The sequence below is a fragment of the Ignavibacteriota bacterium genome (assembly GCA_019637995.1).
Taxonomy (GTDB): Bacteria; Bacteroidota; Ignavibacteria; order Kapaibacteriales; family UBA2268; genus JANJTB01.
Genome location: JAHBUQ010000003.1, coordinates 264,289 through 280,225 on the forward strand (window position 1 = coordinate 264,289; position 15,937 = coordinate 280,225).

Annotated in this window: 16 protein-coding genes; 2 read left to right on the plus strand and 14 right to left on the minus strand. The window is 35.5% G+C overall.

Features of this window, described 5'->3' with window-relative positions:
* Window positions 1-34 precede the first annotated feature (34 nt).
* The 8 genes from KF896_13180 to kdsA form a co-directional block, all read right to left on the minus strand.
* The gene (locus KF896_13180) at window positions 35-373 is read right to left on the minus strand and encodes an STAS domain-containing protein (GenBank protein ID MBX3044661.1); all 339 of its coding nucleotides are present in this window, start codon (window positions 371-373) and stop codon (window positions 35-37) included.
* A 178-nt stretch (window positions 374-551) separates the two neighbouring features.
* Window positions 552-1,406, minus strand: a complete 855-nt coding sequence (gene prmC / locus KF896_13185; protein MBX3044662.1) for a peptide chain release factor N(5)-glutamine methyltransferase — start codon at window positions 1,404-1,406, stop codon at window positions 552-554.
* 242 nt (window positions 1,407-1,648) lie between these two features.
* Window positions 1,649-1,972, minus strand: a complete 324-nt coding sequence (locus KF896_13190; protein MBX3044663.1) for an HU family DNA-binding protein — start codon at window positions 1,970-1,972, stop codon at window positions 1,649-1,651.
* A 220-nt stretch (window positions 1,973-2,192) separates the two neighbouring features.
* Window positions 2,193-2,693, minus strand: coding sequence for a phosphatidylglycerophosphatase A (locus KF896_13195; GenBank protein ID MBX3044664.1), 501 nt, complete (start codon window positions 2,691-2,693; stop codon window positions 2,193-2,195).
* Window positions 2,690-3,262, minus strand: a complete 573-nt coding sequence (gene pgsA / locus KF896_13200) for a CDP-diacylglycerol--glycerol-3-phosphate 3-phosphatidyltransferase (protein MBX3044665.1) — start codon at window positions 3,260-3,262, stop codon at window positions 2,690-2,692. The genes KF896_13195 and pgsA overlap by 4 nt, the downstream gene beginning before the upstream one ends.
* Before the next feature lie 5 nt (window positions 3,263-3,267).
* The gene (tpiA, locus tag KF896_13205) at window positions 3,268-4,032 is read right to left on the minus strand and encodes a triose-phosphate isomerase (GenBank protein ID MBX3044666.1); all 765 of its coding nucleotides are present in this window, start codon (window positions 4,030-4,032) and stop codon (window positions 3,268-3,270) included.
* Between the two features lies 1 nt (window position 4,033).
* Window positions 4,034-4,618, minus strand: coding sequence for an LPS export ABC transporter periplasmic protein LptC (gene lptC / locus KF896_13210; protein ID MBX3044667.1), 585 nt, complete (start codon window positions 4,616-4,618; stop codon window positions 4,034-4,036).
* Complete coding sequence (gene kdsA, locus KF896_13215) at window positions 4,615-5,415, minus strand: 3-deoxy-8-phosphooctulonate synthase (GenBank protein MBX3044668.1); 801 nt, start codon at window positions 5,413-5,415, stop codon at window positions 4,615-4,617. The genes lptC and kdsA overlap by 4 nt, the downstream gene beginning before the upstream one ends.
* Before the next feature lie 192 nt (window positions 5,416-5,607).
* On the opposite strand from kdsA, the gene KF896_13220 reads away from it, so the two are divergent.
* A complete protein-coding gene (locus KF896_13220; protein MBX3044669.1) occupies window positions 5,608-6,357 on the plus strand; it encodes a 2-phosphosulfolactate phosphatase in 750 nt (249 codons plus the stop codon).
* 640 nt (window positions 6,358-6,997) lie between these two features.
* Entirely contained in the window at window positions 6,998-9,190 is a 2,193-nt protein-coding gene (locus tag KF896_13225) for a DNA translocase FtsK (GenBank protein ID MBX3044670.1), read from the plus strand.
* 208 nt (window positions 9,191-9,398) lie between these two features.
* Here the strand turns inward: KF896_13225 and KF896_13230 are convergent, their stop codons facing one another.
* Genes KF896_13230 through KF896_13255 form a run of 6 tightly spaced genes read right to left on the minus strand, consistent with a single transcriptional unit; the run spans window position 9,399 to window position 15,878 of the window.
* Window positions 9,399-10,631 (minus strand): ABC transporter permease, encoded by a 1,233-nt coding sequence (locus KF896_13230; protein MBX3044671.1) that lies wholly within the window; start codon window positions 10,629-10,631, stop codon window positions 9,399-9,401.
* 8 nt (window positions 10,632-10,639) lie between these two features.
* The gene (locus tag KF896_13235) at window positions 10,640-11,845 is read right to left on the minus strand and encodes an ABC transporter permease (GenBank protein MBX3044672.1); all 1,206 of its coding nucleotides are present in this window, start codon (window positions 11,843-11,845) and stop codon (window positions 10,640-10,642) included.
* Between the two features lie 52 nt (window positions 11,846-11,897).
* A complete protein-coding gene (locus KF896_13240) occupies window positions 11,898-12,593 on the minus strand; it encodes an ABC transporter ATP-binding protein (protein MBX3044673.1) in 696 nt (231 codons plus the stop codon).
* Window positions 12,594-12,623: 30 nt separating this feature from the next.
* Entirely contained in the window at window positions 12,624-13,913 is a 1,290-nt protein-coding gene (locus KF896_13245; GenBank protein MBX3044674.1) for an efflux RND transporter periplasmic adaptor subunit, read from the minus strand.
* Window positions 13,914-13,921: 8 nt separating this feature from the next.
* Complete coding sequence (locus tag KF896_13250; protein MBX3044675.1) at window positions 13,922-14,530, minus strand: RDD family protein; 609 nt, start codon at window positions 14,528-14,530, stop codon at window positions 13,922-13,924.
* A gap of 10 nt (window positions 14,531-14,540) precedes the next feature.
* The gene (locus KF896_13255) at window positions 14,541-15,878 is read right to left on the minus strand and encodes a TolC family protein (protein MBX3044676.1); all 1,338 of its coding nucleotides are present in this window, start codon (window positions 15,876-15,878) and stop codon (window positions 14,541-14,543) included.
* Window positions 15,879-15,937: the final 59 nt, after the last annotated feature.

Consider the following 15,937-nt stretch of genomic DNA (forward strand, 5'->3'; position numbering starts at 1 on the left):
CGTTTAGAAAAAAAAAATATTTGGTTTCAAAAAATTAAAAAAGTTTCTTAGCATCTTCAAGAGTATCTGCAATTGTAAATACAAGTGTAAGCTTGGTTATTACAAAAATATTTTCTATTGATTTACTGACATTACAAAGGATAATTTTTCCTCCGCGTTTAGTAAAATTTGCATGGGAGGAAATAAGCACCCCAAGTGCTGTCGAATTAAGATAAGTAACATTATCAAGATTGATAATCAAACTGTTATGATTAGCTTCTGATAAGTTTTGCAAGTGCTGCTTTAATTCATCTGTTTCTGCACCGCCTATAAATTGCCCTTTCAGGTGAAGGATTGCTCCACCCATTTGCTCTTCCAATCTAACTTGTGACATATTCAACTCCTAAAAAAAAATATAATTTTTCAATTTTGAAAATTAACTAACTTCAAAATTAGTAAATTTTTGTCAATTATCATATTACAAAAATACTTTCAATATATTTTATGGCAAAGAAATATTTGTTATCTTATAAAATACTTTACTTATTTCGTTGTAAAATATTATAATTTAACTATTTCTTAACACAACCTTCTACAATTCTCAAGTGTCCTGCAAAATCCTTATGAAATTGCAAATCATAATCAGCTTCAAATATTTCTTGTATATCAGCAGCCTGATTATAAGCAATCTCCAAATAGAATCTGCCATCTGATGTCATCATATCTTTAAAAACTTCAGCAAACTTCCTGTAAAAAAGTAATCCGTCACCATCATCAGTCAAAGCCACTCTTGGTTCGTAAAACAACTCTCTTTCATCACTCTGTTCAAATTCTTTTTTTGAAATGTACGGAGGATTTGATACTAAGACACACCAATTACCTGAAAAGTTACAATTTGTTAAGAAATCTTTTTTTTCAAATCTTATGTTCTTTACACCATTTTTAACGGCATTATGCTTTGCGACTGCAATGGCACTATCTGATACATCAATTCCAAGAACTTCGGAGTCATCCAAAAATTTTGCCAGAGAAATAGCAATCGCTCCGGAACCTGTTCCAATATCTAAAATTTTAAGTGGTTTTTTATTATTGTGATTCTGCAAAATCAAACTAACAAGCTCTTCAGTCTCGGGTCTTGGTATAAGTACATTTTCATTAACATTAATTTCCAAACCCATAAAAGAAGTAGAGCCAAGAATATATTGGAGAGGTTCATGCTTTGATCTTCTTATGACCATTTCTCTGATTTTAGAAAGTTCATCCGGCTGAAGGGGCAAATCATATCTTGTGTAAAGGTTCACTCTATCGCAATTAAGTGCTTTGCCTAAAATCAGTTCGATATTCAATCTTGGTGATTCAATGTCTTTATTGGCAAAATAATCTTTACCCCAATTGATAATATCTATTATTTTCCAAATCTTTTCCAAATGATTTGATTTACTTTATTTTCAAATTTATATAATATTTGTTATACGATTTTTAGGTATTATAATTGTTAATGTTTTATTTTTTTATTTGAAATAAATTTATGGGATGAATCATTTCGCTTTTTGAAATAAAAAAAATGAAAATATTTAAAACTCAACAAAGTGGGTAAGTACAATATTATAATATAAAAAAGGCTGATGCATTTACGCAACAGCCCTTATAAAGTTCTGAAATAAATAACTTATTTCTTCTTAGCCGCTTTTTTCTTAGCAGCCGGTTTTTTAGCAGCAACAGGGTTTACAGATTCTGCAAGGGCTTTGCCGGGTTTAAACTTGGCAACTTTCTTAGCAGCGATTTGGATACTAGCACCTGTTTGAGGATTCTTACCGGTTCTAGCCTGTCTTTCGAAAACTGAAAATGAACCAAAACCAACTAAGGTAACATTTCCACCACCTGCCAATTCTCCTGAAATGGCGTCAATGGTTGCTTTGATTGCTTTTTCAGCTTCGACTTTCTTTAAGCCTGAGCCTTCTGCAACTGCGTTAATAAGATCTTGTTTGTTCATAGCCATAAGCACTCTCCTGATAGTGAATGAAACAAATTATGTTAATAAAAAAAACTAAATTAAGGCATTTCGATTTAATAAATTTCAGCAAAAATCTGTCATAATTTCAAATCTATTTGTATTTATTGTAGTTACGCACAAATTTCAAACGTGAAATTAATAAATTTTCTAAATATACACAATATTTTTTTGCATTTTTTTATTTTTTTTGCAGTTTTTTTTAAATTATTTCAAAAAAAGTCAGAAAAAAGGGAGAAATTCGGTATCCCAACTGCAAAAGTTGTAAAATTACCATCGTAAACACACCTGCAAGGACATCATCTAAAAGTACAAATATTGCACCTTTTTTTTCATTAAGTTTGTTAATTGGATATGGTTTTAAAATGTCGAAAATCCTGAATAAAATAAATGCAGAAATCACCCAAAACGGACTGATTATAATAAAAGGATTTGCAAATGGTATCATCATTCCGATTACTTCATCAATTACTATTGATGAATGGTCATTTCCTTTCAGTATCTCATACCTTTTAATTGGATTTATTGAAATCCCAAATAAGAGCACTAACAAAATAACCGCTGCCTGCCAAATTAAATATTCCGGCAGGAATAAAATCAATAAACCGCCCATACTTCCAAAAGTTCCAGGAGCATACTTGATTTTACCAACATAGAAGAACGTTACAAGCAACTCTTCGGTAATATTTTTATATTTTGTCAAAACGGTCGTTTGTTTTGTTTGGAATAATCAATCAAAGTCCACAAAGTAAGTACTACTATAACCATCATTGAATAATAAACAAAATCTGAATATAGAAAAGCAACAAGATTTTCTGGATTAAAACCATTCATCGGGCAATTTATAAATGTAATAGTTAGTAGAATAACAAAAATAAATATCATCTGAATAAAAGTTTTAATTTTTGCAGGTTTGGAAGTAGTAATTGACTGATTTCCTGATTGCGGCATAAAACGCATAGCGGTTGTAAGAATATCGCGGAATATGATTATTAATACCATCCAGAGAGGAACTATACTGAGCACAGCAAAAGCAAGAAATGCCGCACCGGTAAGGAATTTATCTGCAAGAGGATCGAAAAACTTTCCAAATCGCGAGATTGCTTTCATTCTTCGAGCAAACCAGCCATCCAGATAATCGGAAATGGCACCAATTATAAATAATGGTAATGATAAACATATCAAAGTTGGATTCTCCGAAATTAACATTAGGAAAAATATCGGAGAAATCACAATTCTGAGCAAGCTCAAAATATTTGGAAGTTGCTTCATAATAATTAACTGTTTTCTTCAGATGATTTAATTATTGAGTAGAATGCTTCTGCTTTAAGACTTGCCCCACCGATAAGTCCGCCATCAACGTCTTCTAACGCAAGAAGCTCACCGGAATTCTTGTCATTCATACTACCACCGTATAAAATTCTGATTGATGCCGGCTTATGTCCATAATTATCAAGAATAAACTTTCTGATTTTTGAATGAGCATCACCTGCCTGTTCAGTAGTTGCAGAAACTCCGGTACCAATAGCCCACACAGGCTCATAAGCAATGACTACTGAAGCTAAATCATCTTCAGATAAATCGTTATATGCACCCCTTATTTGCCTTTCGAGAATGTCATAAGTCTTGCCGGCATTTCTTTCTTCAATAGTCTCACCAATACAAATGATTGGAGTAATACCACCTGATAGTGCTGCTTTTAATTTAAAATTCACAGTTTCATCTGTTTCATAATAGTAAGTTCGCCTTTCTGAGTGACCAATAATTACATAGCTGCAACCGACAGATTTGAGCATATCAATCGAAATTTCTCCGGTATATGCTCCTGATGTGTGAAAATCGCAATTCTGTCCGCCGACTTTGATAGAACTTCCTTCTGATTCAGAAACTGCGATTTGCAAATTTGTAAAAGGCGGACAAACCAGAATTTCTGATTTCAATTCCTGATTTCCAATTAATTCTTTAATTGATTTTATAAGATTTCCGGTACTTTGAATGTCCGTATTCATTTTCCAGTTTCCCGCAATTAGATTTCTTCTCATATTAATTATTCCTGTAACTGATTCCACTAACTCTATTAATTTTATAATTTTCAAGATTCTGGTCAGACTCAAAGCCATAACCTGTAATTATTTCATTTCTTGTTGATATTTTGACGAATTCATTCGAATATATCTTCTGTGTTCTATTATTCCACTCAAGTATCTGGGTTTCGAGTTTATTTCCGGTGCTGTCAGATATTACAACGACATTTCCGCGTGCAAGCATATTTTTGGTAACATCATCAATTCTGGCGCTGTCAGCTATCAGATTGCTGATTCTTGCCCCTGAAAATCTGGAGTAGAAATCAACATTAACCATATCATCTAAAAATGTTTCCTGATTATCTTGGAAAACTCTGCCTTTTTTTGCTTTTAATTTAGCTTTCGTATATCCTGAATCAACAAAAAGTACTTCAATATCAGTACCGGACTGGTCAGGCTCAGGGAAAACATAAGTAGAATCAACCGGCTTTGCGATTTTTGAATCAAAAATATCGCAAGATGTAACTGATGCTAATATCCACATCACAAAAAGAGATATGAAAACTATTTTTAAATATTTAATATGATGCTTAAATTCTATCATTGATTTTTAAAGAAATTATGTATTCGAAGAATAGAGTCAATAAAATCACCTGCTTTGTCGAGCGGAAGCTGTGTAGCAGAATCGCTCAAAGCATTCTTAGGGTCGGGATGTGTTTCAAAAAATATCCCGTCAACACCAACAGCAAGCGCCGCTCTGGTGAGTTTTTCGATAAATTTGGGACTTCCGCCGGACTGCTCCCCGATTGAAGGCTTTTGAACCGAATGAGTAGCATCAAATATGACCGGATAACCTGACTCAGCCATAATTACAAGCCCACGATAATCTACAACTAAATCGTGGTAGCCGAAAGTAGTACCTCGCTCAGTAAGCCAAATTTTCTCATTACCTGTGGATTTTACTTTTGCAGCAGCTTTGTGCATATCTTCGGGTGCCATAAATTGCCCTTTTTTGATATTCACAAATTTTCCTGTATCACCCGCTGTAAGAAGTATATCGGTCTGACGTGCCAGAAATGCAGGAATTTGAAGACAATCTACATATTTAGCTGCGATTTTAGCTTCTTCAGCAGAATGAATATCAGTCAATGTCCTAAGATTATATTTTTCTGCCGCAGACTTAATCCAGCTCAGTGCCCGTAAGTCTCCCATACCGGATATCGAATTAATGCTCGAACGGTTTGCTTTTCGGTATGATGCTTTAAAATAAAATTCAATACCTGCATTCTGAGTGAGTGAGGCAAGTGTTTCCGCTGTCTCATTAATTACAATTTCGGATTCCGCAAGACAAGGTCCGGCAATAATAATTATTTTATCCAATATGTTTTTTTCCGAATTCAGTTTTCAATACAATCAAAAATAAAACTTTTTTTGCAATTATTACGGTATTCGATATGAGATTTCAATTATTTGCAGTTCTATTTGAAAAAAAATTATTAAGTTTATATGCAGCAAAAAATACATTTTGAAAAATCTGTATTTTGAAACGATAAAAATTATGTCAAAAATAATAAGATAAAGAGGAAAACAGCAATGTCAGTTTTGATAGATGCTTATCTAACACCATTTTTTCCCGAGCACGAAAGCTTGTTCGAAGATGCGGCAGTTGTAATGATTGACGTTTTGAGAGCAAGTTCGACCGTAGCTTATGCTCTCCAAAGCGGAGCAAAAGAAATTGTACCTGTGGACGGATTGGATAAAGCAGTAAAAATATTCAGTGGATTAAGTAAGGAAGTCAGGTTTTTAGGTGGAGAACGAAATGGTGAAAAGCCCTCCGGATTCGATGCAGGCAACTCACCTTTTGAATATTCTCCCGAAAAAGTCAAGGGAAGAAGTGTCATTCTCACAACTTCCAATGGAACAAGGATTTTTCAAAAAGCCAAACAAGCAAAATTACGACTGATAGGCTCATTAGTGAATCATAAAGCAACTTTGAATCATCTTATTAATGAATATTTAATTAATAGTGACATAACCAAGAAAGTAATATTTCTTTGTGCGGGCAATGACGGAAGGCTTTCTTACGAGGATATGCTTTGCGCCGGTGCATTCATAGCTGAATTAACAAAAATATTGCCGGATTTCAAAATTTCAGACCCGGCTATGGCATCAATGCAACTTTACAACATCCATAAGAATGATTTGAAAAGTTTTCTGAGTACAAGAGACCACTCTCAACGTCTTAAAGAACTCAAACTTTTTCATGATTTAGATTTTTGCTTGTCAATGGATGTGTGCCACGTTGTTGCTATAGCAGAAAGTGCAAGCATTAGAAAATATTAAGTTACACCCGATACGACGAATTAAACCAAAATTAAAATAATTAAGTAATTAACACATTTATAATTCAGAATATTAACTAATTTATTTGAAGTTAAATATGAAGTCCAACAAAAGTAAAAGTGAAAAGCCAAGAGTTTACGATAAGCAATACAAAGTAATGTCAATATTACTTTTTTTCTTTGCAGTGCTGCTACTTCTGGCTCTTATTTCCTATACTCATAAAGATGATGAGAATGCCCGAGTTTCTCTTATGGAACTTTTCGGATTGCTTACCGGTGACCCTATTGTTGAGGCAAAGGCAGCAACAACACGCAACTGGTTAGGGCTTTTCGGAGCCTGGATTTCATATATAATCTATAATAAAACTGTTGGATTTGCATTTTTACCAGCGCCGCTTTTTTTAATTGCATGGACAAGATACATCTTTACGGGAAATAAAGTGTCTGATATTTTAATTAAATATACTACAGTATATCTAATTATGACAGTTCTCTTTTCGGCAATGATGGGCTCAATGATGACATTTGAAAATTTCTCCGGATTATCTCGTGAATGGAGTGGCTCTATAGGGCAATTTCTGGCAGCAGTATTTTCAGGATTATTAGGTTCGGTCGGTGCTGTGATATTATTTATCTGCGGAATGCTCATTACTTTATACCTTGGAACTGATATTAAGTTTGAAACAATTTATCAGAATATTATGGAATTTTTAGGGAAAGCAAAGTCCGGTATCACTGAAGCATTTGGTGACGACTCAGATAATGAGAATGATGAAAGCCAAACTGATGGTCATAATATTTCCAATGCAAAAAAAGTTAATGTTGACAGCAAAGTTGTTCAAACAACACAAGTTACTGCTCAAGCCAATACTGAGCCTGCTCGAGATATTCAGAGAAAACCTACGGTTATAATTAACAGAGCAACTATTAAGGATAGTGAAAACCAACAAAATCCATTTCAAAATATCAAGATCAAAAAAGTTGATGATAATCAGGAACCAATTTCTGAAATAGTGCCTGAAATAAAACCTGAAATTAATTCTGATGAGACTATTAAAGAGGTTGAAATTCCGGAATTTAAACCCAATTTCAAAAATATCAAGGAAAAAAGTTTCACAAGTCTTGATGAAATAGAAGAGGATAAATCAAAAAGTGAAACAGTTTTAATTGAGCCAATGCAGATTCAAGATGAAAATTCTACAAACCTGACTCTAAACAGCGAAAATTCCTTCATTGACAGTAAATTAAGCGATGAGGATATCTCTGAAAATACAAAACAATTAAATATTACACTCAATCGCTCCAAGACAATCGAAAAAGAACCGGTAAATTTGATTGGGACTGCTGTACTCGACGAGGAAATTAATTATAAATTCCCCGGTACTGAATTTCTGAATACAGAAAAAGCTAAATCATTTGTTGATGAAGCAGAACTTGAGATGAATGCACGGATATTGCAGGAGAAGCTCGAAACATTTAAAATTTTCATCGAAAATTTAAGTGTTACTCCCGGTCCTGTGGTAACTCAGTATGAGTTTGTACCGGCTGCCGGTATCAAAATCAGCAAAATTGAAAGTCTGAGCGATGACCTTGCAATGGCACTCAAAGCAAAAGGCATCAGAATAATTGCACCAATTCCCGGCAAAGGCACTATCGGAGTTGAAATTCCGAATGCAAATCCTTCGATTGTTCGTTTCGGTGAAACTGTTGAATCTCCAAAATTCAAAAATTCAGATTTCAAACTTCCGCTTGTAATGGGGAAAACTATTTCCGGCGATACTTACATAATTGATCTTGCCAAGATGCCGCACCTATTGATAGCAGGCTCCACAGGTTCCGGTAAATCAGTGGGTATCAATACAATTATTAGTTCTCTTGTCTATAAATTACACCCCAGTGAGCTGAAATTTGTAATGATTGACCCTAAGAAAGTCGAGCTTCAGTCTTACAGTAAGCTTAAAAATCACTACATGGCTGCTTCACCTGAGGTCCATGACACAATTGTTACTAAACCTGAAGATGCCGTAACAATTTTGAAAGCAGCAGTCGCCGAAATGGAAATTCGTTATGACATCCTTGCATCAGTTCGCCAGAGAAATATTGCCGACTATAATATAAAAGTGCGTCTTGGCGCTTTTAATGATAATAAGGATATGTCACATAAACCTATGCCATATATTGTCGTAATAATAGACGAGCTTGCTGACCTTATGCTTGTTGCATCGAAGGAAATTGAAGAGCCTATTACAAGGCTTGCCCAAATGGCACGCGCTGTTGGCATACATCTTGTTGTAGCCACTCAAAGGCCATCTGTTGACGTTATAACAGGTGTAATTAAAGCAAATTTCCCTGCAAGAATTGCTTATCTTGTAGCTTCTAAAATTGATTCAAGAACCATTCTTGATATGCAGGGTGCCGAACAGCTTCTTGGGCAGGGCGATATGTTATGCCTGCCTCCCGGTTCTCCAAAACCAGTTAGAATTCAAAATTCATTCATCAGCACTGATGAAGTGGAGGCTTTGTGTGACTTTATCGGTGACCAGAAGGGATATTCCGAACCGTATTACCTGCCAAGCATAAACGAAAAGTCGGAATCTGCCGGTTACTATGACCCTGAAGATCGTGACCCACTTTTTGAAGAGGCTGCAAGACTGATGGTACAGCATCAGCAGGGCTCTGTATCTCTTATTCAAAGGCGGCTTAAGGTTGGATACGCCAGAGCAGGAAGGATAGTTGACGAACTTGAAAGAGCCGGAATCATCGGTCCATTCGACGGTAGTAAAGCAAGGCTTGTATTAATTGATAACTTGGCTGATTTAGATAGAATTTTATAGCACTATAAACGGAATGAAATTATATGAAGCAATAAAGTAGCAACAATTATACGGTAATTAAATCACTGTGACATTCTAAGCATTTAATGAAATTTTCAATTATTTCTGGATTTATTTGCTTTTTCTGGTCTGTTATATTATAAAAATTTTCTACAAAAAGATTTATTATTCTACAAACCCAGTCATCTCTGATTAATACAATTCTGTTTTATTCATATCTCAGTGCATCTATCGGGTCTAAATTAGCAGCTTTCCATGCGGGGTAAGCACCAAAGACCACACCCAATACTGTACATATTACAATGCTGAATATTATCCAGTCAACAGGTATTGTTATGCTGAGTCCCAGCAAATTGCTGAATAATGCCGCCAAACCAAGTCCCATTCCAATTCCAATGAACCCTCCTATCTGGCTTAATGTAATTGTTTCGGTAATAAACTGTGACATAATCCAGAATTTCCTTGCTCCGAGTGCTTTTCTTATGCCGATTTCGCGAGTTCTTTCCTTGATTGTAACAAGCATTATGTTCATAATACCAATACCTGCGGCTATTAGGGCAATTATTCCTGATACAAAGCCAAATATTGATAAAAAACCGGTTATACTTTCGAATTGCAATGCAAGCGATTCGTTAGTTTCAAGCTCAAAACTATTCATTTCCCAGGGCTGCACATCGCGAATCCCACGAAGAATACCTATTGCTTCATCTATTACTGTTCGTAATTCATCTTTGCTTCCGGCTTTGACATTTATGTTAAGTGATTCTTCCCATCTTTCGGAGTAATATTTTAAAAATTGTGTCAGCGGAATAATTACATAATTATCCTGGCTTTTTCCAAGAATTGCACCTTTTGCTTCTGTTATGCCAACTACAGTATATTTCTGCTTGCCGATAATGATATCTTTTCCTATCGCATTACCACCGGGAAAGAGTAAAATCGAAATATCATTTCCGATAATTACAACATTTCTGTTAAAATCAATATCACCTGAATAAAATGACCTGCCATCAGCAATATTAATATTATTAGTAATGAAATAATCAGCATCTGTTCCAATAAGTGAAACATCAGGGTTAGACTCACTATTCATATATTTTATAGTATGTCCAGTTGATGTCGAATTGGCACTGATTGCAAAAGCAGATGTCATTTGTTTTTTGAAATCCTCTGCCTGACGATAAGTTAGTGGTTTACGGTTGCGGTACATTCTCCATGCATTACCACCAAGTTGAATTTTAGGTACTCTGAAAACTGAAAAAGTATTTTCGCCAAGTTCAGCCATTTGATCACTTACTGTTGTATTGATAGACCTTACAAGTCCCATTGCAACAATTATTGCAAACACTCCTATTGCGATACTTAGCAAAGTAAGCCCTGCACGGAGTTTATTTACTCTGATTGAATCTAATGCTATTAATATACTTTCGTAAAAATTCATTTAATTTCCTATTCAAATCTTAATGCTTCGACCGGGTCAAGATTTGCTGCTCGTATAGCAGGGATTAACCCCGCAAGAATACCAACAAATAATGAAACAAGCGATGCTATAATCAAAAGCTCAAGCGGTAAATACGGTTTTAGAAATTCAGCTTGGGGCTGATATTTCGGAACTATTGTTGCCACAGCATATACAATTCCACTACAGAATATCAGTGATATAAATGCACCCATTAAACAAAGAGCAGCAGCTTCAGAAATTACCTGAAATAATATCGAACGTTTTTTGGCACCAATTGCCTTACGGATACCAATTTCTTTTGTTCTCTCAGCAACCGACACAAACATTATATTCATTATCCCAATAATTCCGACCAAAAAGGACAAAACAGTCATCCCGATTCCAACACCCCATACGTATAATTTGATTGTTGCAGTCTGACTTTCGAATGCTTTTGTTTCGTTGATTGAAAAATCATCTTCAGCAAGTGGGTCAACATTGCGAATACTTCTCATAATTCCACGCGACTCGGCTCTTACTTCATCAAGCATATCTTCAGAGCCTGCTTTCACTCCAATTGACACGCTACGTCTAATCTTGCCGAATATTTGTATAAATGAACCCAATGGCATAAACGCCTGATTATCAATAAAATCGAAGAAACTTGTTCCCTGCTTTTTGATAACTCCAATAACCGTAAATTTATTCCCCTGAATTTTGATTTCCTTTCCAACTGCATCGCCATTAGGAAAAATTGTTTCGGAGACTTTACTGCCGATTACGACAACATTAGCTTTAGTATCTTCCTCAAATTTTGTAAAATGTCTTCCGTTAGATGTTTCTCCTGCGGGAGTCAAGCCATGATAATACGTAGTTCCGATAATTGAAATTCCACTGTAATTATTGCTTCCATACTTGATAGTACCAGCCCAGTCACGTATTGAGGGAAAAATAATTTCAGCTGAATTTACAGTATTCATAAACTGTTCTGCTTGCTCGAGAGTTATATTTTTTCGATTGCGAATTTCTTTCCAGTTTTTGCCGCCAGCCCAATCCCATTTATCAAGGTAAACCATATCCACCCCAATAATCCTGAATGTATCATCCATAGCAGATTGCAAACCGGACAAAACCCAGCCCATAAGTATAACTGTCGAAATTCCAATCAAGACACCAAGAGAAGCAAGAAATGATCTTACTTTATTGGATTTCATTGAATCCAAAGCCAGTTTTACGTTTTCATATATTTCGGAAAATGTCATAATTTTAGTTGTAGCTTACCTGATTTGGATTGATAGTATCACTTTCTATAAGTCCGTCTCTTAGTCTGATAATTCTATTAGCGTGAAGAGCAATTTCTTCTTCATGTGTTACAATTATTATTGTATTGCCTGCTACCCACAAATCGTTAAAGAGTTTCATTATTTCTTCACCTGTTTTTGAATCAAGATTTCCGGTTGGTTCGTCAGCTAAAATTATCGATGGATTAGTTACAAGAGCCCTTGCAACAGCGACTCTCTGTCTTTGTCCACCTGAAAGCTCATTTGGTTTGTGTGTAATTCTGTCTCCCAACCCAACATCTTCCAATGTCTTCTTTGCCTTTTCATATCTTAGTGAGCTCGAAACTCCTGCATAAACCAGCGGAAGCTCGACATTTTTGACTGCTGTGGCTCGGGGAAGAAGATTGAAAGTCTGAAAAACAAATCCAATTTCCTTATTGCGTATTTCAGCTAAATCATTATCATCCATATTTGAGACATCTTCATTTGTGAAGAAATAATGACCGCTTGTTGGAGTATCCAGGCAGCCGAGAATATTCATAAGAGTAGATTTACCCGAGCCGGAAGGTCCCATTATTGCTACGTACTCATTTTTTTTAATGTCAAGAGTAACATCACGAAGAGCATAGACTTTCTCTGCGCCCATATCGTATATTTTTGCAATATTCTTTATATCAATTATAACATTATTGTCATTCATAGTAATTTTTTCTTACTTTCTTGGAAATTTTTTGGTTGATAAAGTATCAATTGTTATTTTAGCACCATCAGTCAAATCCTTGCTAACAGCCAAATAGCTACCTGAAATAATCTCATCGCTATCGCTGAGACCTGAAGTAATTTCAATAAAACCTTTATCACTAATGCCGGTCTCGACCTGCACCATTTTTGCTGTACTATTATTATTTACAAAAACGACAGATGGCGGTCTTGAATATTTCTGAGATTTAATTTCAGCAGTTTTTTGTCCCGGACCCGAGCCGTTATTTTTATCTACATCGGGTGCTCTGTCAGCCTGTACATCTCTGACTGTTACTGCCTGAAGAGGAACTGCTATTACGTTATAACGTGTTTCGGTATGTATATCTACATTTGAGCTCATTCCCGGGCGTAATCTTGGTTCATTATCAATTAATCTTACTTTTACTTCAAAGTTGATTACCTGATCTTGTGTACCAAGAAGACTTGATTTTGCAGAATGCCCAATTTCATAAACTGAACCCATGACTTTTACATCATCAAGAGCATCAATTTCAATATATGCGGTATCACCTTTTTTAACAAGAATAATATCATTCTCGTCCACATCTACAACTGCATTCATCACAGATAAATCAGAAACTCTCATAAGCTCAGTACCAGCCATCATCCCTGTACCAACGACTTTCTCACCAATTTCAACTGAAAGCAAAGTAATAACACCGTCAATAGGTGAATAAATTGAAGCTCGGTCGCGTTCACTTTCAATTTGACCAAGCTGAGCAAGTGATGCCTGATAACGCGATAATGCCGCTTGATATGAGCTGATTGCTCTTGAAGCAGTAGCTTTAGCAGTTTCAAATTCCTGCTTGGAAATGAATTCTTTTTTATAAAGTTCAGCAATTCGCTTCATATCAGATTCTGCACGTTCTTTTTCAGCTTCGGTTATACTGATTTCCATTTTTGAGGCATCGGCTGCAGCCCTCATTTGCTTAAGCTGAGGCTCTATAAGATCAGGCTTGATTCGTACAAGTAACTGCCCTTTTTTTACATTATCGCCTTCTTTAACTCCCAAGAAAATTATTTCTCCTGATACCTGAGAGCTGATTTTTACCTCAGTCTCCGGCTGAATCTTGCCTATAGCTGAAACTGTCTGAGTTATAGTCTTTTTAGAAACCTTAGTGGTTGTAACACTTATAGCTTCATTCTTCTTGCCGGACATAAAGAATGATATTCCCACCACAGCGATAATTATAATGCCTAAGGTAATCCAAAGTCCTGTTCTTTTCTTTTTCTTTGCCATTTTAAAATTTATTCCTGATTAATATTATTATTGTCAATTAATTCATTTGTATAATAGACAGCAGTAGCAGAAAGCATATCATGAAATCCCTGTGAACGTCTTCCTATTGTAAACAAAAATCCAATATATATTACAAACTGCAAAAAGTCGCCTGCAAGGTCAATTACTAAAATTGAAACAGCAGAACCTATTAATGCAAATACTACGCCTATATTTTTGAGTATATATCTTGCAAATAGCTTAGTAAACGGCGCCGGATATCGGTCATCACTGCCTATTCTAATACTCAGAAGCAATTTTCCAAGGCTTGCACCAAGAAATAACTCGCTTGAAAAATAGAGTAATGTAATAACACCTGCTATAGGAACAACTCCTAAGGCTACATCCATAAGCTCTTGCTTATTAAATGTTTTCCAAATATTCATAGAGGCATCCATAAGCTCATCAGCCTGCCCTGTTGCAAATATGGCGATTGTAATTAGTAATGAAATTAGCACATAATCAATTATATAAGCTGCTAACCTTCTTAAAAAACCGACTCTATATTCGTACGGATCCGGCTCAGAATAATCTGGTACAAAATCCGCAAAATTTCTTGTATTCATTTCGTTTGCCATTATTTCTCCTTTACCTCATATTTCCTGTAGCGAACTCTACTTCTCTCATTGCTGCTAAATAGTTATATACGGCTGTAATTCTATTAATTTGTGATGTTATAAATTGCATATTTGCAAGAGTGTAATCTGTTATGTTTGCTGCTCCCTGACGGAAACGCTCAGAAGTTACTTCAAAATTCTTTTCTGATGCTTTTAGTGATCTTTCAGATATTTCAAGTTGCTTTTCAGCAGCTTCCAAGTTTAAAAGTGAATTCTGAACTGCCTGCTTAATGGCTAATTCTATTCTTTGTTTTTGGATTTCTGCCTGACTAACCTGAAGTTTTGCATTTTGGATTTGGAGATTTGTCCTGAAATTATCAAATATTGGCATCGAAAGCGAAAGCCCGGCAAATGCCCTTCCAAATTCCGAAAATTTTTCAAATTCAAAATGATTCCATCTCCAGCCGCCGGAAGCAGATATTTGCGGTATATAGCCGGAATTTGCTATTGTTATTTGAGATTTTGATGCTTCTAATGCAAGTTCGCTTGCTTTTAAATCACTTCTGTTTTCGAGAGCAATTTTCATTGCGGATTGCAAAGTGCCAGTACGTCTGCGAAATATTTCTATATCAAGTGGGTCAATTGTAGTAGGCAGGCTTGATTCAAGAAATTCTGATTCAAAATCAGGGTTAATTCCCATTGTTGACATCAGCGTGGTTTTGGAGATATTTAGTCTGTTTTCTGCATCAATAATTTCGATTTCTCTGTTTCCCAGTTCAGCTTCCTGTGAATAAACCACATTTACAGGTATGAATCCGGCATCATACTGCGCCCTGATTCTATCCAGCTCCTGCCTGCCCTGATTGAAATTTTCTTTTCTGATTTTTACAAGCTGAGAATTGCGAATGACATCAACATATTGCAAGTATACAGTAAATCTGACTTGTTGAATTGTTTGATCAAGACTTAATTGATTTGCGCTCAGTTGATCTTGGGCTCTTGAATAATTAGCTTCACGGGCAAATCCGTCAAATATGCTGATTCCGGCTCCTGCATTCATAAAATATGAATTAGGGTTTGTTCCCGGTGTTTCTATAATTACTCCACCGACATTTACTGAACGCTGCCCCTCGGGATTAAGAATCCTCTGATAACCCATATTAAAATCAATCTGAGGTAGATAAGCTCCAAATGCCTGAGTTATATCTGCTCCTGATGTGGCAACCTGTGCTTCGCTGAGTATGACATCAAAATTCATTCGGGTAGCGATATCAAGGCATTCCTGCAAGGTATAAGTTTTTCTGACGCCCTGTTGTGCAGTTAGATTCCCGAAACTAATTATCACTAACAATAATACTATTTTTTTCATTTACAAAATCCTGACAAAAATCTAAAGTCTTTCTCATTTTTTTATACGAGACTTTATTA